This is a genomic window from Pseudomonas sp. ATCC 43928, from assembly GCF_005938665.2.
Taxonomy (GTDB): domain Bacteria; phylum Pseudomonadota; class Gammaproteobacteria; order Pseudomonadales; family Pseudomonadaceae; genus Aquipseudomonas.
In genome coordinates this window covers 1,848,978-1,873,699 of record NZ_CP041753.1, presented here as the reverse complement: position 1 = coordinate 1,873,699, position 24,722 = coordinate 1,848,978, and the positions used below count along the sequence as shown (strand labels likewise).

Here is a 24,722-nt window from a genome sequence, read left to right as displayed (position 1 = left end):
GCGGGCCAGCTGTATTGCCATTGGCCAGGCGTTCAACGTGTTGTAGCCAGAGGACACTCGATGAAAGCAGTCATTGCAATAACGGCGACATTGATGCTCGCAGGTTGTGCCACCAACGGTATTGTTTCGCGACCGGGCAGTTGTGCCAAACCCGCTTCGGAGCAAGAGTTGGCCCTGAACCTGGCCGACAACATGGCCAACGAAGGCCGTTTGTATGCCAGCCTGGCGAACCTGGAAGGTTTGCCCGATGACCTGGTCCAGGTTCGTCTGCGCAAGGCCCGGGTGCTGCGCTTGATGGGGCGTAAAGATGCGGAGCCGTTGTATCAAAGCCTGCTCGGCACCTGTCTGGCCGCTGAAGGGGAACATGGCCTGGGCCAGTTGGCCGCGGCCAAAAATGATAACGCCGGCGCTACCACTCACCTCGAACGCGCGGTGAAGATGTCCCCCACCGACGACAAGATGCGCAATGACCTGGGGGTCGTCTACCTCAATCAGCGACGGATCCCTGAAGCACGCTTCGAGTTCATGACGGCCATGGAGCTCAAGCAGGCGGATTCACTGGCGGCACTCAACATGGTGACGCTGCTGATCTATCAGGATAACTGGAAGGCGGCTGCCGAACTCGCGAACCGCGCCAGCTTGAGTCCCCAGCAAGTTGCAGAGGCTCAAACCCGAGCGGAAAAACTCAAGGCCTCTGCCAAAAAAGCGGTGGCTTCCGAGGGGAATCGCAAGACTGAGGCCGTAGTCGATGCCTCAGCCAATGCTGCGATCAAGTAGAACGTACGAGGAGTCGAGATGAATACCAAAGGGCTGTTGATTGTGTGCATGGCTTGCCTGTCCACCAGTGCCTGGGCTATTGAGCCAGGTCCCTCCTCGGCGCCGCAAAAGGGCACCGAACAGTGGATGCAGCTACAGATTCGTGGTGTGGTTGCCTCCCCTTTTCGACAAACTGCATCGGTCACTGAGCGTGACCTGTCCTTCCAGCGCTGGCTGAACAGCTTCACCTACCCGATCCCGATGTTCTTTGAGCAGAAGGCTGGGGGGAAAATGACCTCCAGCAGCAACTGAGGGACGTCAATGGATGATCAACCTCTGGCATCGTCCAGAGTAGCCTGGCTAAAACGCCAGGCTTAATCACGTCTTCTGGAAAGTATTGGCATCTACACATTGTTCAGTTCTGACCGAGTCCCCCTGGAGCGCAATGCTGTTCACTTAAACAGTTTCAGCCGCGACGCATTCTTTGTAGCAGCTGCCGAAGGCTGCGTTCGGCTGCGCAGCAGTCGTGAGTCCGGCTGCCGTGATGTACCTGACGCACCGCAATGGCTGATTTTACGACCGCTTCGCAGCCGAACGCAGGCTTCGCCAGCTGCTACAGATCGCATTACGGCTTAAGTGAACAACATTGCCCGTAGGAGCGAGCGGTGTAGATCTTGGGAGGGGAAGTACAGATCAGGTTCGGGTGGCAAGGCCATCTGATTCGACAGCCCCCCACCCGATCCTCTTACATATTTCCGAATGCTTTCATTACGCCAATCATGGCCGGGCCGATGGCGACCAGAAAGAAGCTCGGCCACAGGCAGAAAATCAGTGGAAATATCAGCTTGGTGCCGATTTTCGCCCCCGCCTCTTCGGCGGCCTGCGTACGCCGATCACGGAATTCATCGGCATAGATGCGCAGGGTGTCGGCCACGCTGGTACCAAAGCGAATACTCTGCGCCAACAAGCTGACCAACCCTTGTACGTCCTCCAGACCGGTGCGTATGGCCAGTTGTTTGAGCGCCTCGGTACTGGTGATGCCCGCGCGGATCTGCGCATTGACCAGGGCCAGCTCTTCAGCCAGTTCAACATGACTGACCGACATCTCTTCAGCCACCCGTTCAATGGTCGTGGGCAGTGACAGGCCTGACTCCACGCAGACCACCATCAGATCCAGCGCATCTGGAAACGCGATACGCAGCCGGTTTTGACGCGCCTGCTTACGCTTGGCGACATACAGCGCTGGCAGCAACCATCCGATACCGGCCACCATGACCACCAACAACAGCCCCACAGCTAGGGAAACCTTGGGAATCAGCGGCAACAGCAACAACGCAAGGCCGACCATCAATAGCGGTAACATCAAGCGCACCGCCCAGTACATCTGCACCGCCGAAGAGGAGCGGTAACCCGCATGCGTCAACAGAGTCTGGGTAACTGACGCCTGGGCCGATTCAGCCGAGGCAAAACGCTGGCCGACCCGCTCCAGCAACAGCTGCAGATTACCCGGCGCTTCCTGCCCTGCCGTATTGCCCAAATAACCGCGCTTGATCAGCGCCAGACGACGCTGTACCGGGTCCTGAAGACCCAGCATCAGCAACATCAAGGCGACGACCGCAAGCACCGTACTCAAACCGATCGCGCCAAGGAACAACAGGCGCGCTACTTCCTCGTTCCCCGTGAACCGACTGAACAACCCGAGTAAAAAGTCCATGACCTGTACCTCCCGGTAGCGAATATCGCTTAAACCTGAATCCGGATGATTTTTCGTATCCAGAAAATCCCGATCAACATGGCGAAGAAAGCCCCGATGATCAGCTTGTGGCCTATGGGATCATTGAGCAGCACAGGCATGTAGCTGGGGCTTGTGAGCACGATCGCAATAGCCAGCACAAAGGGAATCGCCACCAGCACCCAGGCCGACATGCGCCCTTCCGCCGACAGGGTTTTGATCTTGCGCTGAAAGCGGAAACGCCCGCGGATCAGCCGACTCAGACGCTCCAGCACTTCCGTCAGATTGCCGCCAGTCTCGCGGTGGATGAGGATCGAAGTCACCAGCATCATCACCGTCATGCTGGGCATGCGCTCCAGCAGGCCGAGCATGGCCCGGCGAACATCGTTGCCATAGTTGATGTCGGCAAAGGTCAGGCCGAACTCATGAGCGACCGGCCCCTTGTGCTCCTCGGCGACCAGACGCAGGGTTTCGTTGAACGGGTGCCCGGCACGCAAGGCCCGGCACATGGCATCCAGCGCATCCGGCAGGCCTTCCTCAAACGCAGCGAAACGTTTGCTACGGTCACGAGAAATTTTCAGCAGGGGTAACCAGAACACCCCGAAGCCTGCCAGCAACGCCATCCACCAGACGGTCACGACCATCCAGATCGAGATGCCCGCACACGCGCCCAGGAACAGCCCGAGCAAGATCACTCGATAAGCGCGGTATTCATGGCCGCCCTGCTCGATCATCTGCGTAAGGCTCGCCATGAACGGCAACTGCTCGAGCATGGCCTCCAGTGGCGACAAACGTGTCAGGTATTTCTGCCGCAACACCGTCTGCATGTTGGGCAAATTGTTGGCTTTTTCCAGTACGTGCAAACGGCCGCGGATGCGCTTGCGCATCTTGCCGGCTTCGCCGAACACTGGCACCACCACACCCTGGGACAAGAGGAACACGGCGATAAACACCATGCCCAGGAACATCACAATGAATTCAGCAGGAATATGGCTCATGGCTGCCGTGCCTCCATCCATTCAGGCCTGAACATCGTCAGCGGCAACTCGATGCCGCGCTTGGCCAGCACATCGCGGAAGGCCGGAATCATGCCGCTGGGGCGATAATCGCCAAGCACTTCACCGTTTTCACCCATGCCCTGGCGCGCAAAGGAGAAAATTTCGGTCATGGTGATGATCTCGCCTTCCATGCCGTTGATCTCTTGCACGCTGACCAGCCGGCGCTTGCCGTCCTCCTGACGTTCCAGCTGGATCACCACATCGATGGCCGACGCGATCTGCTGACGCATGGCCTTGATCGGGAAGGTCGCCCCGCTCATCGACACCATGTTCTCGACTCGCCCCAACGCATCGCGCGCGGTGTTGGCGTGGATCGTGGTCAATGAACCGTCATGGCCGGTGTTCATGGCCGTCAGCATGTCCAACGCCTCGGCACCGCGCACTTCGCCGATCACAATGCGGTCCGGGCGCATCCGCAAACTGTTGCGCACCAACTCCCGCTGACTCACCTCGCCACGCCCTTCGATGTTCGAAGGCCGGGTCTCCAGGCGCACCACGTGGGGCTGCTGCAGTTGCAGTTCGGCCGAGTCTTCGATGGTGACGATCCGCTCGTTGTGCGGGATGAAACTGGACAACACGTTGAGCATGGTGGTTTTGCCGCTACCGGTACCGCCGGAAATCAGCACGTTCAGGCGCCCGCGGACAATCGCCTTGAGCAGCAGAGCAATGGCCGGGGTCAATGTCCCCACCTGAATCAGGCTGTCGGTATTGAGCAGGTCCACCGCAAAGCGGCGAATCGACATGCTCGGGCCGTCGATGGCCAGCGGCGGGATAATCGCGTTGACCCGCGAACCGTCCTTGAGCCGGGCGTCCACCAAGGGCGAGGACTCGTCGATACGCCGACCCAGGCTGGACACAATGCGGTCGATAATGTTCAGCAAATGCTGATCATCGCGAAAGCGCACATCGGTCCGTTGCAGTTTGCCGAAGCGCTCGACGTAGACCGAGGCGAAACCGTTGACCAGAATGTCGGACACGCTGTGATCGGCCAGCAACGGTTCCAGGGGCCCCAGGCCGAGCACCTCGTCGGTGATCTGCTTGATGATCAACTGGCGGCTGGTGGTACTCACCGGTGCCGAATGCTCGTCGAGCAGGCGCTGGCAAATATCACGGATCTGCCGTGAGGCCTCGGCCTGTTCAAGGGAGTCCAGCAAGGACAGGTCCATGACCTTGAGCAATTGCTGGTAGATTTTTTCCCGCCACTCGGCTTCCACCGGGGTGACCTGGCTTCTGGTTTCGTAAAGAACGTCCGGTGTTGCACGCTCCCACGCCATTATTTCCTCTGCCGGATCCAGCAGGTCGTCGCCCTGAGCAGCTGACGATGCTGCGGGTTTACCGGACTGTTTGCGCAAGCGGTTACGAAAGTCGCTGATCATGGGTCATCCCCCGAAAAAACGGTTGAAGGCGCGTTTGAGTAAGCCTTTGTTCCCGGCCACCTGTTGACCGACCAGGTCCTCGGTCATGTCGCGCAGGGCGGTAGTAATCGCGGCCCTCGGCGCATGCAGCCCCAACGGCACGCCAGTGTTCTGACTCTGGCTGACCAGGTTGAAGTCGTTGGGTAATTTCGACAGATTGGTGCAGCGCAGTGCCTCGCCAATATCCTTGAGGCTGATCGCTGCGGCCTTGTCATAGCGGTTGACCACAATCTGCAACTGATCGCCGCGCACGCCCAGGTCGTCGCGAAGAATCCGCACCAGGGAGCTGGCATCGCGCAGATGACTGACGCTCTGCTGCACCACCACGTACACCCGGTCCACCTGTTCCAGCACGGAGCCGGTGAGGTGGTCGATTTGCCGTGGCAGGTCGATCACCACCCAGTCGTAGCTGGCGCGGGCCAGTTGCAACAGGGTGTCAAGTTGCTCGGGTTGGGCATCCTGCGGCAGGCACAGCTCACCGGCCCGACCACCCAGCACATGCAAGGTCGGGCTGAAGTGGCTGCAAAAACCGCGTAGCGCGACGCTATCCATGCCATCGATCTGATGCAGCACCTCGAGATGGCTGTGCGTCTGCGCCACGTCCAGGTAATGCGTCACGCTGCCGAATTGCAGGTCCATGTCCAGCAATAGGGTGCTGCCGCCCCTGACGCTGAGCTGTTGAGCCAGGTTGCAGGCCAGCAAGGTTCCGCCGGAGCCGCCCTTGGCGCTCATCACGGCGATCAATTTCCCTTCTGTCCCGCTGCCGGTGCGAACCTCCATGACCAGGCGATTCAAGGCGGCAACCAGTTCGGTCTCGGCGATAGGCTCCGGCAGCACGTCTCGGGCGCCGGCCTGCATCGCCAGGCGCATGCCTTCCTGCTCGGTCAGCAGACCGCACACCAACATCGGCGGACGCTCATGGGCCGGACGCTGCAACAGCGCCGCCAATTCTTCGCGCCACAGATGGCTGACGCGCAACAGCAACAGATCGGGCATGCGGTCCAGGCCGTAGAGCGGGTCGACATGCCCATTACTCACCAGGCGAGTGCTCACCTCCAGGCAGGGCATGCGCTGGCAGACGCTCTGCAGATCGCGCAACGAGGTGGCATCACGGCTGCTGATCAGCAACCTCAGCCCAGCCTTGCCGGTCGAAGTGGAGAGCGGGGTATCCTTGGTATTCAGCATGGTGTGATCTCCCCGGAATCGGAATGACGCCCGAGGCTTTCGCGTGGCAAGGTTGCCTTGAATGCAGGCAAGGTAATGGGCACGCCTAACCCGGGAATAAACAGATTGAAAACGAAGCCTTGCAGACTCAACTGGACATAACGGATGGCACGAAAGCCAGTAGCGCTGACCAGGTCGCCGGGATTGGCCACCACAGCACCGTTGACGTCCAGATAAGTCAGCGTCAGGTTGGTGGTGGCCAGGCTCGTGATCAGCTGGCTCGTGCCGGCGTCGGTCGAGGCGTTGAAGATCGCCCGCCGCAAGACCACCGGATCGCTGATGTTGCACACCGCTGCCAGCCGCGCACCACGCCGCGCGGCTTCATCCAGCGCACTGACCGTGAAGTACAGGCGGCCCATTTCCACCACGCCGAACAACAGGATGAACACCAGCATGCCGATGAAGGCGAACTCCACGACATAGGTGCCGTGCATGCGTTTTTTATTCATCACAGCACCCTCATGACAGTGGTGGCAACCAACGGAATGGCCAGCGCAAACTGCCCACCGATAAGACTAGGAAACGTGCCGACACAATTGCCACTGCCAATCACCGGGCAGAAGCTATAGGTGATGGTGACTCGCACATGGTCGGTGCCTACCGCGGCGACCGCTACGTTCGCGGTCGTCAACCCTGACACCACAGCGCTGCCGGTAGCGCTGGGCACGCCATAGACCGCGACGTTTTTCGTCTGGGTCAGCAGCGTATTGCTCAGAGCGATAGCGCCGAGCGTCGAGTCCCAGGCCTGGCTGGCGACAAAACGGTCGGCATCACGGCTGGCCTGCAACAGGACGTTGTACTGGTAGAGCATGCGGCCGAATTCGCCGAGGCTCAGTAACAACAGAAGCAACAGCGGCAGGACGAGGGTGAATTCCACCAATGCCACGCCTTGCTGAGCCTGTGGTCGCTTGAATGAGTGAAGTCCCATGACGCCTCCTACGAGTCTGTGCTCGGAGTGCCAGTGCCGCTGCCAATATAGGTTTTGTAGAGTTGAATGATCTGCGGGCCGACATCGGTGGACGGCGAGGGGCCGGCTACGTTATCGCCTTCACACTCCTTCACAAACTGGCCGAAGATCTGCGATTCCGTGCCGCCGTTGCTCATGGGCTGCACCACGAAATAGCAGCCAAAACCCAGGACCGGCACCGAGGTTGTCCCCCCCTGTTTACCGGTGCAGTCGCCCACCACGATTTTCAGCATCCGACGCTCGTACACCCCACCGCTCTGACAGCCGCTGCCGGACCCGGCCACACACGCGGCAGTGCTCGCACGCCAGTCGTTGTAGTCCAGTATCGCGTCGGCGCCCGCCGTGAGATTGCCGCCGCTCGATGTGACGGTTTGCCCCTTGTACATCTTTTGTCCCGTTGCATCGTCGTATGTGATCGCGGGGGTGCTGGACGTGGTTACCAGATCTGGCGGGTAGTCCGAGGCACTGACCGGGCCGTTGTAGATGCCGAAGCGCGTATTCAACCCTTGAGAGGTAGGGCCGACCTTGTTGCCAGGGGCGGTCTGGACGTTTTGCCCGACGTTGCGGCAAACCGTGCCGCCTCCGGCCAGGTCATCCCTGACGGTACTGCCGCCGGAGCCAAAGTCGAGCAACTGAAAGTTGCCTGGGCCAATGGGAGATGAATTGCCGGCAGCCGTCTTCAACACCTGTAAATCGCCAAACTGGAAGCCCCAGAACACGCCGGCGGCCGGGTTGTATTTAGTCGGGTCGCCACAGACCATCAATGGGGCAAGATCACAGGGGCTGGTAGGGCTGGGGCCGGCGGTGGCGATCGCCGCCACGGCCTTGTTCCCAAGGCCCGCAGTGCCTAACGTCTGAACGAAGCTCCAGAAAAAACCTGTCAGTTGATAGCTCGGTACCGATACCCGAACGTACTTGGCATTTGCCGGCCCGGGATAGGAGAACGGGCCATAGACGCTGCTGGAGAGTTCCACCGTCGCAAATGCGCCTGGGTTGCCGGCGACCGCCGTTGCCAATTCGGTGTTGCCCGTGGCATTGGCATTTTGCGTCAGCGTATTGAGCGCGGCAGTGCGTGTCGCGCTGGCCATGGTGGCAGCACCTGCCACCTCAAGCAGGGTTTTGGCGCCACTCAGGGCAGCGGCATCCACAGCGTTTTGCAGGCGCGTCTTGTTCAACATCATGTGCCCGCCGTCCAGAGCCAACGCCGCTATCATGGAAATCGCCGCCAGGGCGATCACCATCAGTACGCTCACCGCTCCTCCCTGGCGCCTTGGCGTCGCAGTGAACGGCCGCTGAATACGAAGATTCATCATCAAGCCCTCGTTTGCCGATACTGATCCGGATCGGCTCCGCCAATACCTTGGTGCACAGGCACCCCTACCGCTCTGTCAACGAACTTTCACTAAACTGGTCTGGATCCCGCGAATGATGGTGACAGCCCCGCCACCCTCGGCACGGTGCACCACGCGTTTTTGCACTGGGGCAGCGGCCACAACCATGGGGGCCGGCGCAGCAGGCGCGGCGGTCACGATTTTTTTCTCGGAGTTCAGCGGATTGCGCAGCGCCAGTTGCAGCTTGCCTTCCGTTTGCGCCGTGACCAGGGTTTCCGCCTCGGCGGCCGTCATCTCCAGCGTCACTGCGCGCACCACCACCGGTTGGGTCTTGTCGGTACCCGCCGTCTGATCCACCGCCAACACCCGCAAGTTCTCAAGGATGGTCCTGGACACGGCACTGTTACTGCCGGCACTGGTGGTTTTGGTCGCCAGTACATCGACCCGGTTACCTGGCAGGAGGAATCCGCCCACACCCACCACATCGTCCACGCGTACCGAAATGGCACGTTTGTCTGTGGCAATCAGAGAGGCCAGGGTACTGCCGCCCAGATGCTCGCTCAGGCGTGCGCTGCGCATGACGTCGCCACGCAAGATGTCGAACGTTGCGATCTTGCCCACGGCCTTGTCGCTGGAGTCGAGAGCATCGTCCGGGATCGTGTCCATCGGCATGCGTACGGTCGTGACCTGTTGGGCCTCGACCATCTGCCCGAATGGAATCTCTACCGTGGCAACCACCACGCTTCGAAGATGGTCATCCGGAGTAGCATTGAGCCGCGCGCTCAGCCAGGAGTCGGCCATCCATGCAGCCCCAAGGCCCATGACCAGGGAAACGCCTATCAGGGAAACAGTACGAGAGCTCATGTCAGTATCTCCGTATCAAAGAAAGTCGAGCTGGACGAAGTAGTTGTGCCAGGCCCATTCCAACTCTTGTGGTGACAGTGCCCCGGTACCGCCGATATAACGCTGACGGTCGAGGGCCATGTTCAGGAGATCGCGGGGATGGCAAGGCACCAGGGGCATGCCTTCACTTGCATAAAGCCTTTGCAGTACATAACGCAGCAGCAGGGGGTCAAAAGGAATACCCAGACGCTCACATTCCTGACGCCAGATCTTTTCGTACTCCTCGGGCTTCAGGTAACCGAACTGCAACTTGTAGCCAATCCGCCGCAGGAAGGCCTCATCAGCCAGTTCCAGGGGATTGAGGTTGGTGGAGAACACCAGAATCAGATCGAATGGCAGCTCGCAATGCCGACCACCGCCCAAATTGAGGAAGTCGCGCTTCTCCTCCATCGGTACGATCCAGCGATTGAACAGCTCGGCGGGTGCCATGCGCTGGCGGCCCATGTCATCGATGATGAACAGGCCATTGCTGGCCTTGAGCTGCAAGGCGGCCTGGTACTGGCGGGTGAAGGGGTCATAGCGAACATCCAGCTGTTCCATGCTCAACTCACCGCCCGTAATGACGACCGGGCGTTTGCAGCACAGCAGTCGACGATCGATCCCTTCGTTGAGCATCAGATTGTTCTGTTGACCGTTGTCATCCAGCCGCTGATGCACCTGCGGGTCATAGATCTCGATCACCGACTCGTTGATCACGATGGCATGAGGTACCCAGATGGCCTCGGCGAACAGACGAATCAACCGACTGCTGACGTAGGTCTTGCCGGTACCCGCGGGGCCATAAATCATGATTGCGCGCCCGGAGTTCAGGGCCACACCCAGTTGATCGAGCATCCCCTCCGTGAGCACTACACCGGTGAGGGCCTTGTGCATATCGCTTGAGCTGATGCGACCATGGTGAATGGTCTGGATTTTGATCAGGGAACGGTAGGTACTCACCGGGAAGGGGGCCGCGCCGATATAGCCGCTGCGTGACAGCGCATCGCGGGCAGCACTGCGACCGCGTTCGGTCAGGCTATAACGCAGCTGCCCACCCGATTGCCCCACCTGACCCAGGACTTCGACACGACCGTCCTTGCGCAGAAACGCCAGGACTTCTTCAAGTACGGCGCCAGTCAGCGCCAGGCGCTCCACCAGTCGCGGCATGTCCAGCACGCCGGCGTCGTACAAATGCTTGCATACCAACTCACCGAGAAAACTGTCGGTCAGACCCGTCTCGCGGATTGTGCAAGGCTGAGGAGCCAGCCGTTGCACCGCTTCCCGATCGCTGGAGTAGGCATCACTATCGACAATGACGTGCATGACTAACCTCCCAATCCACCGGCAACCAGTTGCCAGTAGACGCTGTTTAAAGTGCCGATCAAGATTGCGATCGAATAAGGAAAAGGTTTGCCGGCGACTTCATCCGAAGTCGGCGCCAGATAGGCCTGCGCCCTGAGAATCAGCCAATAACGCCCCAGGGTCTGCAACAATTGCCCGCGAACCAGCACGATCAGGAAACCGCACACCCCACCAGCTATCAGGCTGAACATGGCTGCCCACAAGGCGAAATGGAACGGAAGAAAGCTGCCGACCATGGCCATCAACTTGACGTCGCCAGCAGCCATGCCTCCCAGGGCGTACATCGGCAGAAAGAACGCAAAACAGATCAGGATACCCAACAGGCTGTCACCCAATCCGCTGATACCACCTGAATAAGTCTGACCGGCCAATCCCAGGGCAATGCCCAACAGGACCAGCGTGTTGGGGATACGGTGGCGAAGCAGATCGCTCACCACCGCGACGCCCAGCAGTCCTAGCAGTAAAACAGTCGACACCAGCAATTCCATGGACATGGCGCGTCTCCCCTACCGGGATTATCGTTAGCAGGCAACGTTGCCGTTGACCGCCTGGCACAGCGCTCTGATCTTGGTATCTACAGCGCCGCCCAAAAGAACGAAGGCTGCAGCCACAGCTACCGTAATCAACCCACCTGCCACCGCGTATTCCACAATGGTCAGGCCATCTTCATCTTTGGCGAACTTGCTTATCGAAGTTCTGATTGTTTGCAGAGTCATTTTGTGTACCTCACTTCAGCGGTCATACGGCTCGGAAAGTACATTGGCGGGGACAGCGCGAAGTCCATTGAGTTATCCGGTCGCTCTATCAGCAAAACAGCAACAACCGGTCATTCATGGACTTCGCCGCGTCCCGCCACCGTAAATTTCGTTATCAGCACGCAACGTTGCCGTTGACGGCCTGGCACAGCGCCCTGATTTTGGTATTCACGGCACCGCCCAAAAGCACGAACGCAGCGGCAACAGCTACCGTAATCAGCCCACCGGCCACGGCGTATTCCACGATGGTCAGGCCGTCTTCGTCTTTGGCGAACTTCACTACCGAAGCCTTGATTGTCTGCAGATTCATTTTGCCCACCTCACTCGAATGTTGTTTTTTCCGGAAGGCAGTACGTTCTGCACTGCCTGATGCAACCCTAGTCAGGGGCAAGGCATGGGCGTTAGGAAGATTTTGCACATCACTAGGACTTTTTTGCGGGCGCGGCCAAATAGGGTCATTGGCCTTTGAAGGAGTAGCCGGAGGGGTAAAACAAGGGATGGCTCGCGAATACCACTGACTTCGATTTACAAGCGACGAGCGGCTGATACCTGGTTCATAGACGACACACCAACAGGCTGTTGCCTGGGACTGATTTCCAGGCAACGCATAGAGCGGATAGAACTAAAATTCGTCTTTCTTATCAGTATTTAATCTGCAAAGTGATGGCACGTTAGCAATACTACTCAGCGAAGAGGGGCCCGTAGAACCGCAGAGTAGAGACATGACGTCCAACATGACCAGAAGGCCATCGCTGCTTTGGTTCGATCTGACTCACGATCGTTCCACGAAGGAACTCATCGCGCAGTTCGAGGAGACTTGCGACTGCAAACTGGCAAAAAATTCCATGCTGCCCCACGGGGAACAGGCAGACATGATCTGCGTCCATTTCGATCGCCCCGACACCCCCGGCTTGAGGTTGTTGCTGGAGATCAAACGCACCACCCCTACCATCCCGATCACCATGTTCACCGTGCAGCACTCAGAAGAACTGGCCGTCTGGGCCATGCGCTCCAGTGTCTGGGAATACATGGTGCTCCCGCTCACCAACGCCGAGAGAAAGCGCTACCTGACGGCACTGCTGCAGCTCTGCGAATTGCGCCGCAATGCCGGTCAGGACAAGACATTGCTGATCGACCACTCGCCCACTCTGCCAGAGAGCATCCGCCTGACCTCCGGGCACCAAAAACACCAGGCGCTGAGCCATACCATGCTGTACATCGACCAGCACTTTCGGGACAGCATCGATCAGAGGGATTTGGCCAAGCGCTGCGGCATGACGACTTTTCGCTTCAGTCGCCTGTTCAAGGAAGCCAATGGCGTCGGTTTCACCGATTACATCCTGGACAAGCGCATGAGTTTTGCCAAACAGCTGCTCGACAACAGCCAGATGCCGATTACCAGCATCGGTTATGAGGCCGGCTTCAAGGATCCTTCCTACTTCGCCCGCGCCTTCAAGCAGTTCGTCAACTGCACGCCCAGCGAATACCGTTTGGCCAGCCAACTTAGAGCGGTAGCAGCGCAACCGCCCCTGGAAGATACAACCATTGAAGCACTTGAAAGCCTGGTGCAGAGCCTTGGAAATTGAAGCAGGTTTTTTACGCGCATAAAAAAACGCCGCTCAAATGAGCGGCGTTTTTTTGAATTTGGAGCGGGAAACGAGACTCGAACTCGCGACCCCGACCTTGGCAAGGTCGTGCTCTACCAACTGAGCTATTCCCGCAAATGGCGTCCCCTAGGGGACTCGAACCCCTGTTACCGCCGTGAAAGGGCGGTGTCCTAGGCCACTAGACGAAGGGGACACACTGCCCGGAACACATGGTGTGTGTTTCGGTGCCCAGACCCGCATCCGAAGACTTGGTTCTGGTTTCACTCAGCTTTGCCCGAAAGCAACGCTGTTTAAAATTGGAGCGGGAAACGAGACTCGAACTCGCGACCCCGACCTTGGCAAGGTCGTGCTCTACCAACTGAGCTATTCCCGCATTGGCGTCCCCTAGGGGACTCGAACCCCTGTTACCGCCGTGAAAGGGCGGTGTCCTAGGCCACTAGACGAAGGGGACACACGTACAACATTCACTCCCTACCGCGTTTCGCTGTGTGCTTTACGCTGTAAGTGGCGCGCATTCTATGGATGGATTGAGGGGTCGTCAACCCCCAGATATAAATTTATTTAAATCAATGACTTCGCCCTGCTTTTGGCAGCGATTCAGGCTTTTGTGTCGCCTGACCTTTGGCGCCTATATTCTGGCATCCACCAAGACGCTATAGTCCATGCCGAGATGATGGCAATGTGCACCTCGCACGCTATTTACTTATAGAAGCGGCATTGCGGCCGATATAAGAAGAGCTATAGCCGATTCACTCGTCGAGCAACCCTATGCGCCCATATGCCAAGCCAACTACACTCGACTCGAACGCGAACCCCATAAAGAGGTCTTACCGGTGACACCACTCATGATCACCCTGCTAGTCGTAGCCGGGATCGCACTATTGATCGCCATTGGCTACATGAACCATGTGGTGGAAAACAATAAGCTGGAAAAAGCCCGCACCAAGGTTGAACTCAACGACCGCCTGCGTCGCTGCGGCGAAATCACCGAGACCTTTCCCGGTCAGTTCATGACACCCGCGCTCAAGTTGCTATTGACCCGTCTGGAACTGAACGTCTGCCAGCGCTTGCTCAACCTGGAAAAAACCAGCCCCACGCTCAAGCCACGGATTACCGAGCTGAGTGCCTTGGTTGCCCAAGGCGAATCGATCCCGGTCAACAACCCGCCGGCACCGATCCAGACCGAAGCCAAGGCCAAAGACGTGCGCTTCCTGCTCGAAGCCCTGCATGGCCAGATCACCCGTGCCGCACAGGACGGCTACCTGCCGACCAACGAAGCCAAGCACTGGATCCGCGAGGTCCGCCACATCCTGGTCCTGCTGCACATCGAGTTCTTCAACAACCTTGGTCAGCATTCCCTGCAACAGAACCAGCCAGGTCAGGCCCGACTGGCCTTCGAACGCGGCGTGCAATACCTGCGCAAACAGCCGGAGCCCCAGGTCTACAGCGAACAACTCGAGTACCTGGAAAAACTCCTGGCCCGCGCCAACGACCAGGTCATGGACAAGATCGCCCCAGTTGAAGGCGAAGTGAACCAACTGACTGAAGGGCTCAAAGACGTCGAGGCTGATGCCGACTGGAAGAAGAAAGTGATCTACGACTGATCATGCAAATGCTGAAAAGCCACCGGGTCAGGTGGCTTTTTTTTGCGTTGGGATTGATGCCCGCCAGAGTCAATAGATCATCTGGACACAGCCCGAGCCTTCGACAGCTGCTACAGCTTGAAATGCCCCACCATCCCCCTCAACTCACTCCCCAACTGCGCCAGTTCAATACTCGACGCCGCATTGCCCTGCATCGCCAATGAAGACTGATCCGCACTGGCGCGAATGCTCGTGACACTGCGATTGATCTCCTCGGCCACCGAGCTCTGCTCCTCCGCAGCCGCTGCAATCTGCTGGTTCATCTGCTGAATCAGCGACACCGCCGCCGCAATACTCCCCAATGCACTTTCGGTCTGCAACGCATCGCTCACCGCCAGTTTCACCAACTCGCCACTGCTCTGAATCTGCTGCACCGACGATTGCGCCGCCGAGCGCAAGGCACTAACCAGGCGTTCGATTTCCTCGGTCGATTGCTGGGTTCGCCTGGCCAGCGCCCGGACCTCATCGGCCACCACCGCAAATCCCCTGCCCTGCTCGCCGGCCCGCGCCGCCTCGATGGCCGCATTGAGCGCCAACAGGTTGGTCTGCTCGGCAACGCTTTTGATCACGCTGAGCACCGTGCCGATGTTCTGGATTTCTGCACTGAGGCTTTCGATGCTGGAGCTGGCCGAGGTGGCCGAGTCCGCCAGTTGCTCAATTCGCGCCATGCTCTGACGCACCACCTGCTGACCGCTTTCGACCTTGCCATCGGCAGTCTGCGCCGCCTGGGCGGCCTCCTCCGCGTTACGTGCCACATCGTGCACCGTGGCGGTCATCTGGTTCATCGCGGTGGCGACCTGCTCGGTTTCTTCTTTCTGGCTGCTGACTTCAAGGTTGGTCTGCTCGGTCACCGCCGACAGCGATTGCGCAGAGCTTGCCAGCTGTTCGATACCGGCCTGTAAACCACTGACGATGCTGCTGAGCCCCGCGCCCATTTGCTGCATGGCTTGCATCAACTGGCCGATCTCGTCACGGCGGGTCACCTCAATCGTCGCGCTCAAATCGCCCGCGGCGATCTGCTGGGCGACACGGATCACGCTGCGCAGCGGTGCGACGATCAACCGGGTAATCACCCACGCGGCAATCAGCCCGACCAGCAAGGCCAGTGCCGAGGAGCCGATGATCAACAGCGAGTTCTTTTTCAGCTCTGCCTGCATCGACCGGTCTTCGGCAACGTAGGCCTGATCCACCCGCTCCACCACTTGCGCGGCGCGCTGGTGGAGTTGCTCGGAGACGGTCTTTTCCTGCGCCAACAGGCCGGTGTACTCGGCGAGCTTTTCAGTGAAACTGCCGATATGACCCGACACTTCATTGAGGACCGTCTGGTAACCCTCATCCTTTACGGTAGCTTTCAACTGTTCGGCCTGGGCCAGCGCCTGGTCGGCTTGCTCGATCTTGCCCTGCCCGGCACTGTCGTCGCCCTTGCGGCTCTGATCCAGGCGTACGTGCGCTTCGTTCATGGCCTGCAACATCAGCCGCGAGACCTGGCTGACCTGATTCGCCTGCTCGATGAATTGCGCACCGTCCTTGCCCTCGGACTCCTTCAAGGCATAGGCGCCATCATCGCTAAGCCCGGACTGCAGCACATCCAGGTTATTGGCCACACTGGACACCGACCAACTGGCCATTTCCAGCGCCAGGTCCTTGGCCTGACTCAGTGAAACGAACTCGTCAAAGGCCTTGCGATAAGCCCCCAGAGACTGTTCGACGTCATTCATGACCGGCACGTTGGCTGCGGACTGAGCCTTGAGCTCGGTCGCCAGCGCGATCAACGCGTCCACCCCCGCGTGCAAGGCTTCCACGGTTTTCGGGTCGCCGCGCAAGACGTAGTCCTGCTCAAGCAGACGCACCTTGAGCAAACCGCTGTTGAGCGACGACATCTGCTTGAGCCCGTCGAAGCGATGACTGATGGTTTGCAGGGACCATACGCCAATGGCCGCCACCAGGGCTGTCAACAGCAGCACCAGTACAAACCCGACACCCAGTTTTTTCGCCATACCGAGGTTGGCAAAACGTCCTTGCACGGCCGAAATCATTGCGCTTAGTCCCCTGCCATTGTCTGTGGATGCAGATTCGCAACGGGCTTGTGCCAACACAAGTCTCTGGCGTCTGAATAATGGCCAAAAGCTACGCCAGCGTCGTTTTCAGAACGCTTGAGGTCGATCCTCAGGGTCTGTTGACGTTTGGTGACGACCGCGACGGATGCCAACGTTGCGCAGGGCAAGGCGCGAGGAACGTGGTTTGGTTGTTCCAAATAAGTTCCGAGCAACGCAGCCCTGCGCAACGTTGGCTCCGTCCCTTCGGGTTGCGCGCCAACGTGCGCGAGGCTGCGTTGCGGGATTTGCCAAGGGAACAACCATTGGCGGCATCCCGCGCCTTGCCTCGCGCACGTTGGCATCGCAACGCGGCTCGCCACCAAACGTCAACAGACCCTGGCGGTAGCCTGAAAAAATGCCCGAGCACGAGGATCACAGGCATAGGCAACGTTGATGCGCTGCCAGTCATGAGCCTCGCCGGTGGGGCTGAATGCCGTTGCGCATGACAGACGGATGCCGAAGCGTCGCGCCTGAACCTGCACCTGAACGGCGTCGGCCTTGCGCGATCGCGCCCAGATGAACAGGCCACCTGCGGGTTTGCCGAAAACCTCCCATTCCGCGTCTTCAAGCACCTGCAAGGCCGCGTCCCTGTCGGTGCTTAAACGCTGGCGCTGACGCTGCACCAATTTGCGATAGGCACCACTGGCCAATAAAGAAGCCAGCACCGATTCGCTGAACCGTGAAGCACCCATGCTGCTGATCATCTTGACCTCGGCCAGTCGCGCAATGACGTCGGCACCCGCCACGACAAAGCCGACCCGCAACGAACTGCTGAGGGTTTTGGAGTAGCTGCCGACGTAGATCACGTTGTCATCGATACCCAGTGCCGCAAGACGCGTCCCGGGACCGCGGTACAAATCCGCATAGACGTCGTCTTCGATCACCAGTACGCCATGCTTTCTGGCCAGCTGCATTACCTGCCGAGCCACGCCCAAGGTCAAACTGCTGCCGGTGGGGTTGTGATAAAAGCTGTTGATGAACAAGCCACGGGGTTTGTATTTCAGCAACAGTGCCTGGAGTGCTTCGGTGTCGGGTCCGTGAGGCGTTCGTGGGACTTCGATCATGCTGACCCCGTGCAGCCTGAGCAAATCGAACAGCATCGAATAACCGGGGTTCTCCACCACCACGCAATCGCCCGGTTTGAACAACGTGCGCACGATCAGGTCGAGCCCATGACTGGCACCCGCCGTGGTGAGGATTCGACTTTCATCCACCGCGATATCCAGCTGCTTCAGTCGTTTGAGGATCTGTTGGCGCAGGGCAAGCAGGCCCAGCGGTGTGCTGTAGTTGAACAAACCGGCCATATCGGTGCGGCTGACCTGGCGTATGGCATAGCTCAGGTCGTCAGTCTCGCGCCAGCTTTCGGGTAATCCGCCGCAACCCAGCTTCAGATCGCCCGCGACGCCACTCTGCTGCTCAACCCCCTCGAACCAGGAAAAATCCCGTTGCCCGTGAGCGGCAAGCGCCGTTGCCGCGACAAAGAAACCCGCCCCGCTACGCGTGGCCAGCACACCTTGGGCCACTAACCGTTCACAGGCCTCGACAACACTGGATTGGCTGAGCAGATTGATCCGCGCGATTTGCCGCACGGAAGGCAAACGTGTCCCCGGCGACACCTCGCCACGATGGAGCCAGTCGGCCATCGCGTCGACGATTTGCTGCACGACCGGCACCAATGCCTGTCGATCGATTCTCAACTCCATGAGCAAGCAAACTCCTGTCTGTTTTGCGGAAAACAGTTAATCACAGGAGCGCTCGACAAGATGTGCGACAAAACCGCCAAAACCGTCGGTTCTAACCATTTGAAACACAATGCCCGGTGTTTTCACGGAACCGATGGCAGTGTGCGTAATGCTGAGAAACCTGTGGCGAGGGAGCTTGCTCCCGCTTGAGTGCGTAGCACTCACAAAAACCGGCAATGGTTGTCAGATTTTTGGGGCCGCTACGCAGCCCAGCGTGAGCAAGCTCCCTCGCCACAAAAGCAGGTATATCGAAACGCCTGATTAAAACGCCGTAACCCCACCATCCACCGCCAGCGAATGACCGGTGGTGAACGCCGCGCCGTCGCTGCACAGGTACAGCACCGCGCTGGCAATCTCCTCGACCTTGCCGATACGTCCGACCGGGTGCATGGCATTGGCGAACTCGCCCTTCTTCGGGTCCGCTTCATAGGCCCGACGGAACATATCGGTGTCGATCACCGCCGGGCACACCGCATTCACGCGAATCTTTTTCTTGGCGTATTCGATGGCCGCCGATTTGGTCAGGCCGATCACCGCATGTTTGGAGGCGGCGTAGATGCTCATCTTCGGCGCAGCCCCCAGGCCGGCGACCGAAGCGGTATTGACGATCGCGCCGCCGCCCTGGGCCAGCAGCAATGGCAACTGGTACTTCATGCACAGCCAGACGCCTTTGACGTTGACGCCCATGATCGCGTCGAACTCATCGAGCGTGCCCTCGGCCAGTTTGCCTTTCTCGATTTCGATGCCGGCATTGTTGAAGGCATAGTCGAGACGGCCGTAGGCATTCACGACCTCGTCCATCAGATTTTTTACATCACTTTCCACAGTGACATTGCAGCGCACGAAGGTCGCGTCACCGCCGGCAGCGCGAATCAGCGCCACAGAGCTTTCACCACCGGCCACGTCCAGATCGGCCACCACCACTTTCAACCCTTCGGCGGCGAACGCCAAAGCGGTTGCGCGGCCAATCCCATTGGCCGCGCCCGTCACAACGGCGACCTGGCCGGAAAACGTCATGCTCATTGTTATGTCCTCGAAGAGAAGAATGTGGGGAGTCACGTGTTTTCAGTTAGCCACAGCGCCTTGTGACACGGCAGCACTATCAGAAGGCCGGTTGGGCGCCCATGAGTGGCGGTGATGGAACTGTTGCACTGACTATCACTGCACTGGATCGATGTGCATTCGCCGTGTCAGCCAACCTTGCAGCATCGTCCATGAAGGTCTATCAACAAGGCTTCATTCACCTTGAGTGCCTGCCATGACTACCCAGACCAATCGCCAGTTCCTGCTCGCCAAACGTCCCGTGGGACCAGCTACCCGCGAGACGTTCACCTATCAAGAAGTACCAGTCGGTGAGCCTGCGGCAGGTCAGATCCTGGTCAAGAACGAATACCTGTCCCTGGACCCGGCCATGCGTGGCTGGATGAACGAGGGCAAGTCCTACATCCCTCCGGTCGGCATTGGCGAAGTCATGCGCGCACTGGGCGTAGGCAAAGTCATCGCCTCGAACAATCCGGGCTTTGCCGTGGGGGACTACGTCAACGGTGCCTTGGGTGTGCAGGATTACTTCCTTGGCGAGCCGCGAGGTTTCTACAAGGTCGATCCGAAACTGGCGCCACTGCCGCGTTACTTATCCGCGCTGGGCATGACCGGGATGACCGCCTACTTCGCCCTGCTCGATGTCGGCGCGCCGAAAGCCGGTGACACCGTGGTGTTGTCGGGCGCGGCCGGTGCGGTAGGCAGCATCGCCGGGCAAATCGCCAAGATCAAAGGTTGCCGGGTGGTCGGCATCGCCGGCGGCGCGGACAAGTGCAAGTTCCTGATCGATGAGCTGGGTTTTGACGGTGCCATCGATTACAAGAACGAAGACGTGATCGCCGGCCTCAAGCGTGAATGCCCGAAAGGCGTCGACGTGTATTTCGATAACGTCGGCGGCGATATTCTCGACGCCGTGCTGAGCCGCCTGAACATGAAGGCACGGGTGGTGATTTGCGGTGCCATCAGCCAGTACAACAACAAGGAAGCAGTCAAAGGCCCGGCCAACTACCTGGCCTTGCTGGTCAACCGCGCGCGGATGGAAGGCTTCGTGGTGATGGATTACGCCGCACAGTTCGCCGCTGCCGGGCAGGAAATGGCCGGCTGGATGGCCAAGGGGCAGCTCAAGAGCAAGGAAGACATCGTCGAGGGACTGGAAACATTCCCGGAGACGCTGATGAAGTTGTTCAGCGGCGAGAATTTCGGGAAGTTGGTGTTGAAGGTATAAAAGCTTCGCGGGCAAGTCGGATCGCCGCACCGCTCGCTCCTACAGGAGCGAGGCTTGCCCGCGAATCGGCGCTTAAGCGATTTCTGCGACGACCGCCGCCAACGCCTTGGCCGGATCCGCCGCCTGGCTGATCGGACGGCCGATCACCAGGTAATCGGAACCGGCATCCAGCGCCTGACGCGGCGTCAGGATGCGGCGCTGATCGTCCAGGGCACTGCCCGCCGGACGAATCCCCGGCGTCACCAGTTGCAACGACGGGTGGGCGGCTTTCAAGGCCTGGGCTTCCTGGGCCGAGCAGACCAGACCGTCCATCCCGGCCTTTTCCGCCAGCGCGGCCAGGCGCAGCACCTGCTCCTGCGGCTCGATGTCCAGGCCAATACCCGCCAGATCCTCACGCTCCATGCTGGTCAGCACGGTCACGCCGATCAACAGCGGTTTCGGGCCGCTGCGCTGATCGAGCACTTCGCGGCAGGCGGCCATCATGCGCAGGCCGCCGGAGCAGTGCACATTGACCATCCATACGCCCATTTCCGCAGCCGCCTTGACGGCCATGGCGGTGGTGTTCGGAATGTCGTGGAACTTGAGGTCCAGGAACACTTCGAAACCCTTGTCGCGCAAGGTGCCGACGATTTCCGAAGCGCAACTGGTAAACAGTTCTTTACCGACTTTGACCCGGCACAGTTTCGGGTCCAGTTGATCGGCCAGCTTCAGTGCGGCGTCACGGGTGGGGAAATCCAGGGCGACGATGATAGGCGTCTGGCAGGCGGACATGAGTGGGCTCTCAGGCAAGTCGAAATCGGCGCGCATTGTAGCGGAACCAGCGCCGCTGCGGGACCCGATGATCGGTAATTCGTCGTCGCGGCTCAGGCAAGACTAGCTGCTGCGGCAATTGTGTCGACCCCGATACACACACGACACGCCCACAACACCCTTCAACGCTACCCTCGTCAGCCGCAACAAGCCCTACAGCACTTCCCGCCTCACGGCCGGACGCCTATGCTGAAGCCACAACCTCGCAGCCTATCTTTGTGGTTGGCAGCCTACCTGGCAGATGAACGCACGCATGCACAACTCCCCAGCACCTCTGAACGACGATCAAAAAGCGCCGGCCGATGACAAACGCTGGAGCATTCGCGCCCTGATCGTCGACGATGACGTTCCGATCCGCGAACTGATGATCGACTACCTGGCCCGTTTCAATATCCACGCCAGCGGCGTCTCCGATGGCGCCGCCATGCGTCAGGCGCTGCAAGCCGAGCATTTCGATGTGGTGGTGCTCGATCTGATGTTGCCGGGTGAAGATGGTTTGTCGCTGTGCCGCTGGCTGCGCGCCGAATCGGACATCCCGATTCTGATGCTCACCGCCCGCTGCGAACCCACCGACCGGATCATCGGCCTGGAACTGGGCGCCGACGACTACATGGCCAAGCCGTTCGAGCCGCGGGAACTGGTTGCGCGGATTCAGACCATTCTGCGTCGGGTGCGCGACGACCGTACTGAACAGCGTGCGAATATTCGCTTCGACAACTGGCGATTGAACAGCGTGTTGCGCCAGTTGATCGCCGCCGATGGCCTGGTGGTGCCACTGTCCAACGCCGAATTCCGTTTGCTTTGGGTGTTCATCGAACGGCCGCGCCGGGTGCTCAGCCGCGAACAACTGCTGGACGCGGCGCGCGGTCGCTCGATCGAAGCGTTTGATCGCAGCATCGATCTGTTGGTGTCGCGCCTGCGCCAGAAACTGGGCGACGACCCGAAAGCCCCGCAGTTGATCAAGACCGTTCGTGGTGAGGGTTATCTATTCGACGCACGAGACATCAGCTGATGCGTGCGCGCTTCGATACGCTGTTCGGCCGCCTGTTCGGCGTGCTGTTGGTGGCGATCGTACTGGCGCACTTGTTAGCTTTTTTATGGTTCAAACATTACGGGCCGCCCCCGCCTCCCCCTCCGCCGCCGGGGTTTTCCGAGCGCTTTGACGGCCCTCCCCCACCAATGGACCCGCGTTTCGGCAATCGACCACCGCGGCCATGGTTCGGCGGGCCGCTGGTGCCACTGACCTTTCAGTTTGTCTCGCTGATCATCGCCGCCTGGTACGGCGCCAAGCTATTGACCCGCCCGATTCAACGCCTGAGCGACGCCGCCGAGCGCCTGAGTGAAAATCTCGACAGTCCGCCGCTGGATGAGTCCGGCCCACGGGAAGCGCGGCAAGCGGCGCACACTTTCAACCTGATGCAGAAACGTATTCTTGAACAAATGCAGCAACGTTCGCGCATGCTCGGCGCGGTGTCCCATGACCTGCGCACACCGCTGTCGCGGCTCAAGCTGCGGCTGGAACAGATCGACGATGAGAAGCTGCAAGGCCAGATGCGTCAGGACCTGGATGACATGATCGGCATGCTCGATTCCACCCTCACCTACCTGCACGAACAGCGCACCAGTGAGGCGCCACAATGGATGGACGTGCAAGCGCTGGTGGAGTCCCTGAGTGAAAACGCCCAGGACCAGGGCGCCGACGTCCAGGCCCGCGGCCATTGTGCCCCGCTGCAGGTTCAACCGATGGCTTTGCGCTCGTGCATCAACAACCTGCTGGACAACGCCTTGCGTTATGCCGGGGACGCGCTGATCACGCTTGAGGACAGTCGCGAACAACTGGTAATCCGGGTCATTGACCATGGCCCGGGTATCGCGGCGGAAAAACGTGAAGCGGTGTTTGAACCGTTCTTTCGCCTGGAAGGTTCGCGTAATCGCAACTCCGGCGGCGTCGGCCTGGGCATGACCATCGCCCGGGAAGCCGCGGAGCGTTTGGGCGGGCAGTTGAGCCTGGAAGAAACGCCCGGCGGTGGTCTGACCGCCGTCATCCGCCTGCCCCGCGTCTAAGCCCGCACCCACAGGATCCGGGTCTGACTGGATAAGTTGTGTGTACCCATCGGTACAAATCCCACATACCCACGATAACTTGCCCCTTGAGGCTGCATAAGCCGGTGCACCCACCGGTTTCCCATTCCAAGGAGTGAGCACAATGATCGGTAGTGTCAGCAGCTACACGAGCTATACCAGCACCAGCAGTACCGCCACCAACAGCGCCCGTAGCCAGCAATTCCAGAAAGAACTGCTCGCCAAACTCGACAACAACAGCGACGGAGCGGTGGATCAAGATGAGCTCAAGAGCGCCCTGTCGCAGAAAAACGACGATGGTCTGCTGGTCAGCCTGAGCAAGAACTTCAGCGATCTGGACAGCGACAAAAGCGGCAGCCTGAGCAGCGAAGAGATGGCCGCGATGGCCCCTCCGACGCCACCGCCGCACGATCAGGCACCGAACACCGAGCTGGCCGATGCGCTGATCAGCGCTTTGGACAAAGACGGCGACGGCGCCATCAACAGCGATGAGCTGAGCAATGGCCTGACCAGTGCCGGCAGCACGGCCGACAGCTCGAAAATCTTCTCGGCCCTGGACAAGAATGAAGACGGCACCGTCAGCCAGGACGAACTCGCCGCCAGCCTGACCCCGCCGCCACCGCCACCTCAGCAGATGTCCAGCGAAGAGCTGTTCAGCCAACTCGATACCGACAGCGATGGCAGTGTCACGACCACGGAACTGAGCAGCGCGTTGCAGGCGAGCGACAGCACTTCATCGACCGCCACCGACACCAGCGCCGCGTTGCTCAAAGTACTCGATAGCGACAGCAGCGGTGGCGTCAGCAACGATGAACTGAAAGCCGTCCTGCAAGCCGGCCCCGAGCAGAACTCCGACAGCTCCACCCATCAGTTCAACGTGACCGAAGCCCTGAACAAAATGATCGCCAACCTGAGCAAGCAGTACTCGCTCGACAACGTGGCGACCGTAGGCAAACACCTGAACGTGGCGACCTGAGTCAAAAAACTTCGCGGCCCT

At 59.5% G+C, this 24,722-nt stretch carries 24 protein-coding genes, 4 tRNA genes and 1 pseudogene; 8 read left to right on the top strand and 21 right to left on the bottom strand.

Annotated features, from left to right (window positions below; translation table 11 throughout):
* Positions 1–60 precede the first annotated feature (60 nt).
* Entirely contained in the window at positions 61–777 is a 717-nt protein-coding gene (locus FFH90_RS08465) for a tetratricopeptide repeat protein (RefSeq protein WP_026286433.1), read from the top strand.
* Positions 778–795: 18 nt separating this feature from the next.
* On the top strand, positions 796–1,068 hold the full coding sequence (locus tag FFH90_RS08460) for a DUF3613 domain-containing protein (protein WP_018926249.1): 273 nt from the start codon (positions 796–798) through the stop codon (positions 1,066–1,068).
* Positions 1,069–1,501: 433 nt separating this feature from the next.
* Here the strand turns inward: FFH90_RS08460 and FFH90_RS08455 are convergent, their stop codons facing one another.
* The 12 genes from FFH90_RS08455 to FFH90_RS08400 all read right to left on the bottom strand — a co-directional run bounded on the left by FFH90_RS08455 (position 1,502) and on the right by FFH90_RS08400 (position 11,792).
* On the bottom strand, positions 1,502–2,470 hold the full coding sequence (locus tag FFH90_RS08455; RefSeq protein WP_018926250.1) for a type II secretion system F family protein: 969 nt from the start codon (positions 2,468–2,470) through the stop codon (positions 1,502–1,504).
* 29 nt (positions 2,471–2,499) lie between these two features.
* On the bottom strand, positions 2,500–3,486 hold the full coding sequence (locus FFH90_RS08450) for a type II secretion system F family protein (protein ID WP_111455150.1): 987 nt from the start codon (positions 3,484–3,486) through the stop codon (positions 2,500–2,502).
* Positions 3,483–4,922 (bottom strand): CpaF family protein, encoded by a 1,440-nt coding sequence (locus tag FFH90_RS08445; RefSeq protein WP_138866988.1) that lies wholly within the window; start codon positions 4,920–4,922, stop codon positions 3,483–3,485. The genes FFH90_RS08450 and FFH90_RS08445 overlap by 4 nt, the downstream gene beginning before the upstream one ends.
* 3 nt (positions 4,923–4,925) lie before the next feature.
* Positions 4,926–6,146, bottom strand: coding sequence for an AAA family ATPase (locus FFH90_RS08440; protein WP_064616555.1), 1,221 nt, complete (start codon positions 6,144–6,146; stop codon positions 4,926–4,928).
* A complete protein-coding gene (locus FFH90_RS08435; protein ID WP_111455152.1) occupies positions 6,140–6,634 on the bottom strand; it encodes a TadE family protein in 495 nt (164 codons plus the stop codon). Before FFH90_RS08435 ends, FFH90_RS08440 begins: the two co-directional genes overlap by 7 nt.
* The gene (locus tag FFH90_RS08430; RefSeq protein WP_138866987.1) at positions 6,634–7,113 is read right to left on the bottom strand and encodes a TadE/TadG family type IV pilus assembly protein; all 480 of its coding nucleotides are present in this window, start codon (positions 7,111–7,113) and stop codon (positions 6,634–6,636) included. Before FFH90_RS08430 ends, FFH90_RS08435 begins: the two co-directional genes overlap by 1 nt.
* An 8-nt stretch (positions 7,114–7,121) precedes the next feature.
* Positions 7,122–8,465 carry a TadE/TadG family type IV pilus assembly protein gene (locus FFH90_RS08425; protein WP_138866986.1) on the bottom strand — a complete coding sequence of 448 codons (1,344 nt, stop codon included), beginning with the start codon at positions 8,463–8,465 and terminating at the stop codon, positions 7,122–7,124.
* Positions 8,466–8,540: 75 nt separating this feature from the next.
* Positions 8,541–9,347 carry a Flp pilus assembly protein CpaB gene (cpaB, locus tag FFH90_RS08420; RefSeq protein WP_064616549.1) on the bottom strand — a complete coding sequence of 269 codons (807 nt, stop codon included), beginning with the start codon at positions 9,345–9,347 and terminating at the stop codon, positions 8,541–8,543.
* Positions 9,348–9,362: 15 nt separating this feature from the next.
* Positions 9,363–10,688: an AAA family ATPase gene (locus tag FFH90_RS08415; RefSeq protein WP_138866985.1), complete on the bottom strand. Its 1,326-nt coding sequence runs from the start codon at positions 10,686–10,688 to the stop codon at positions 9,363–9,365.
* Positions 10,689–10,690: 2 nt separating this feature from the next.
* Positions 10,691–11,221, bottom strand: a complete 531-nt coding sequence (locus FFH90_RS08410; protein WP_018926259.1) for a prepilin peptidase — start codon at positions 11,219–11,221, stop codon at positions 10,691–10,693.
* Between the two features lie 27 nt (positions 11,222–11,248).
* Positions 11,249–11,443 (bottom strand): Flp family type IVb pilin, encoded by a 195-nt coding sequence (locus FFH90_RS08405; RefSeq protein WP_018926260.1) that lies wholly within the window; start codon positions 11,441–11,443, stop codon positions 11,249–11,251.
* Between the two features lie 154 nt (positions 11,444–11,597).
* Positions 11,598–11,792, bottom strand: a complete 195-nt coding sequence (locus tag FFH90_RS08400; RefSeq protein WP_018926261.1) for a Flp family type IVb pilin — start codon at positions 11,790–11,792, stop codon at positions 11,598–11,600.
* A gap of 412 nt (positions 11,793–12,204) precedes the next feature.
* Between FFH90_RS08400 and FFH90_RS08395 the strand changes: the two genes are divergently transcribed.
* Positions 12,205–13,068 (top strand): DNA-binding response regulator, encoded by an 864-nt coding sequence (locus tag FFH90_RS08395; protein WP_138866984.1) that lies wholly within the window; start codon positions 12,205–12,207, stop codon positions 13,066–13,068.
* Between the two features lie 59 nt (positions 13,069–13,127).
* Here the strand turns inward: FFH90_RS08395 and FFH90_RS08390 are convergent.
* The 4 genes from FFH90_RS08390 to FFH90_RS08375 form a co-directional block, all read right to left on the bottom strand.
* Positions 13,128–13,203 (bottom strand) — tRNA-Gly (locus tag FFH90_RS08390).
* 3 nt (positions 13,204–13,206) lie between these two features.
* Positions 13,207–13,282, bottom strand: a tRNA-Glu gene (locus FFH90_RS08385).
* Positions 13,283–13,386: 104 nt separating this feature from the next.
* Positions 13,387–13,462 (bottom strand) — tRNA-Gly (locus tag FFH90_RS08380).
* 2 nt (positions 13,463–13,464) lie between these two features.
* Positions 13,465–13,540 (bottom strand) — tRNA-Glu (locus FFH90_RS08375).
* Between the two features lie 394 nt (positions 13,541–13,934).
* Between FFH90_RS08375 and FFH90_RS08370 the strand changes: the two genes are divergently transcribed.
* Positions 13,935–14,693, top strand: a complete 759-nt coding sequence (locus FFH90_RS08370) for a hypothetical protein (RefSeq protein ID WP_064616541.1) — start codon at positions 13,935–13,937, stop codon at positions 14,691–14,693.
* A 110-nt stretch (positions 14,694–14,803) separates the two neighbouring features.
* On the opposite strand, the gene FFH90_RS30635 is transcribed toward FFH90_RS08370, so the two are convergent.
* From FFH90_RS30635 to FFH90_RS08350, 4 genes and pseudogenes are all read right to left on the bottom strand, one after another.
* Positions 14,804–15,667, bottom strand: a complete 864-nt coding sequence (locus FFH90_RS30635) for a methyl-accepting chemotaxis protein (RefSeq protein WP_370741109.1) — start codon at positions 15,665–15,667, stop codon at positions 14,804–14,806.
* Positions 15,665–16,729: pseudogene (locus FFH90_RS30630) on the bottom strand (HAMP domain-containing protein); the annotation flags it as partial. The gene FFH90_RS30635 and the pseudogene FFH90_RS30630, both read right to left, overlap by 3 nt.
* A gap of 425 nt (positions 16,730–17,154) precedes the next feature.
* Positions 17,155–18,531 carry a PLP-dependent aminotransferase family protein gene (locus FFH90_RS08355; protein WP_111455156.1) on the bottom strand — a complete coding sequence of 459 codons (1,377 nt, stop codon included), beginning with the start codon at positions 18,529–18,531 and terminating at the stop codon, positions 17,155–17,157.
* Between the two features lie 300 nt (positions 18,532–18,831).
* Positions 18,832–19,593 carry an SDR family oxidoreductase gene (locus FFH90_RS08350; RefSeq protein ID WP_138866982.1) on the bottom strand — a complete coding sequence of 254 codons (762 nt, stop codon included), beginning with the start codon at positions 19,591–19,593 and terminating at the stop codon, positions 18,832–18,834.
* 235 nt (positions 19,594–19,828) lie between these two features.
* Here FFH90_RS08350 and FFH90_RS08345 point away from each other — a divergent pair, with 235 nt between their 5' ends.
* Complete coding sequence (locus tag FFH90_RS08345; protein ID WP_018926267.1) at positions 19,829–20,833, top strand: NADP-dependent oxidoreductase; 1,005 nt, start codon at positions 19,829–19,831, stop codon at positions 20,831–20,833.
* 72 nt (positions 20,834–20,905) lie between these two features.
* Here the strand turns inward: FFH90_RS08345 and pyrF are convergent, their stop codons facing one another.
* Positions 20,906–21,604, bottom strand: a complete 699-nt coding sequence (gene pyrF / locus FFH90_RS08340; RefSeq protein WP_167331181.1) for an orotidine-5'-phosphate decarboxylase — start codon at positions 21,602–21,604, stop codon at positions 20,906–20,908.
* A 292-nt stretch (positions 21,605–21,896) separates the two neighbouring features.
* Between pyrF and FFH90_RS08335 the strand changes: the two genes are divergently transcribed.
* From FFH90_RS08335 to xopAW, 3 genes are all read left to right on the top strand, one after another.
* Positions 21,897–22,655: a response regulator gene (locus tag FFH90_RS08335; protein WP_019581208.1), complete on the top strand. Its 759-nt coding sequence runs from the start codon at positions 21,897–21,899 to the stop codon at positions 22,653–22,655.
* A complete protein-coding gene (locus FFH90_RS08330; protein ID WP_018926270.1) occupies positions 22,655–23,707 on the top strand; it encodes a HAMP domain-containing sensor histidine kinase in 1,053 nt (350 codons plus the stop codon). Before FFH90_RS08335 ends, FFH90_RS08330 begins: the two co-directional genes overlap by 1 nt.
* A 142-nt stretch (positions 23,708–23,849) precedes the next feature.
* On the top strand, positions 23,850–24,701 hold the full coding sequence (xopAW, locus tag FFH90_RS08325; RefSeq protein ID WP_138866981.1) for a XopAW family type III secretion system calcium-binding effector: 852 nt from the start codon (positions 23,850–23,852) through the stop codon (positions 24,699–24,701).
* The last annotated feature ends 21 nt before the right edge of the window (positions 24,702–24,722 follow it).

Coding starts and splice junctions, on each gene's coding strand:
- FFH90_RS08465 (WP_026286433.1), top strand. CDS start 61: ATGAAAGCAGTCATTGCAATAACGGCGACATTGATGCTCGCAGGTTGT.
- FFH90_RS08460 (WP_018926249.1), top strand. CDS start 796: ATGAATACCAAAGGGCTGTTGATTGTGTGCATGGCTTGCCTGTCCACC.
- FFH90_RS08455 (WP_018926250.1), bottom strand. CDS start 2,470: ATGGACTTTTTACTCGGGTTGTTCAGTCGGTTCACGGGGAACGAGGAA.
- FFH90_RS08450 (WP_111455150.1), bottom strand. CDS start 3,486: ATGAGCCATATTCCTGCTGAATTCATTGTGATGTTCCTGGGCATGGTG.
- FFH90_RS08445 (WP_138866988.1), bottom strand. CDS start 4,922: ATGATCAGCGACTTTCGTAACCGCTTGCGCAAACAGTCCGGTAAACCC.
- FFH90_RS08440 (WP_064616555.1), bottom strand. CDS start 6,146: ATGCTGAATACCAAGGATACCCCGCTCTCCACTTCGACCGGCAAGGCT.
- FFH90_RS08435 (WP_111455152.1), bottom strand. CDS start 6,634: ATGAATAAAAAACGCATGCACGGCACCTATGTCGTGGAGTTCGCCTTC.
- FFH90_RS08430 (WP_138866987.1), bottom strand. CDS start 7,113: ATGGGACTTCACTCATTCAAGCGACCACAGGCTCAGCAAGGCGTGGCA.
- FFH90_RS08425 (WP_138866986.1), bottom strand. CDS start 8,465: ATGATGAATCTTCGTATTCAGCGGCCGTTCACTGCGACGCCAAGGCGC.
- cpaB (WP_064616549.1), bottom strand. CDS start 9,347: ATGAGCTCTCGTACTGTTTCCCTGATAGGCGTTTCCCTGGTCATGGGC.
- FFH90_RS08415 (WP_138866985.1), bottom strand. CDS start 10,688: ATGCACGTCATTGTCGATAGTGATGCCTACTCCAGCGATCGGGAAGCG.
- FFH90_RS08410 (WP_018926259.1), bottom strand. CDS start 11,221: ATGTCCATGGAATTGCTGGTGTCGACTGTTTTACTGCTAGGACTGCTG.
- FFH90_RS08405 (WP_018926260.1), bottom strand. CDS start 11,443: ATGACTCTGCAAACAATCAGAACTTCGATAAGCAAGTTCGCCAAAGAT.
- FFH90_RS08400 (WP_018926261.1), bottom strand. CDS start 11,792: ATGAATCTGCAGACAATCAAGGCTTCGGTAGTGAAGTTCGCCAAAGAC.
- FFH90_RS08395 (WP_138866984.1), top strand. CDS start 12,205: ATGACGTCCAACATGACCAGAAGGCCATCGCTGCTTTGGTTCGATCTG.
- FFH90_RS08370 (WP_064616541.1), top strand. CDS start 13,935: ATGATCACCCTGCTAGTCGTAGCCGGGATCGCACTATTGATCGCCATT.
- FFH90_RS30635 (WP_370741109.1), bottom strand. CDS start 15,667: ATGGGCGCGGGGCTCAGCAGCATCGTCAGTGGTTTACAGGCCGGTATC.
- FFH90_RS08355 (WP_111455156.1), bottom strand. CDS start 18,531: ATGGAGTTGAGAATCGATCGACAGGCATTGGTGCCGGTCGTGCAGCAA.
- FFH90_RS08350 (WP_138866982.1), bottom strand. CDS start 19,593: ATGAGCATGACGTTTTCCGGCCAGGTCGCCGTTGTGACGGGCGCGGCC.
- FFH90_RS08345 (WP_018926267.1), top strand. CDS start 19,829: ATGACTACCCAGACCAATCGCCAGTTCCTGCTCGCCAAACGTCCCGTG.
- pyrF (WP_167331181.1), bottom strand. CDS start 21,604: ATGTCCGCCTGCCAGACGCCTATCATCGTCGCCCTGGATTTCCCCACC.
- FFH90_RS08335 (WP_019581208.1), top strand. CDS start 21,897: ATGCACAACTCCCCAGCACCTCTGAACGACGATCAAAAAGCGCCGGCC.
- FFH90_RS08330 (WP_018926270.1), top strand. CDS start 22,655: ATGCGTGCGCGCTTCGATACGCTGTTCGGCCGCCTGTTCGGCGTGCTG.
- xopAW (WP_138866981.1), top strand. CDS start 23,850: ATGATCGGTAGTGTCAGCAGCTACACGAGCTATACCAGCACCAGCAGT.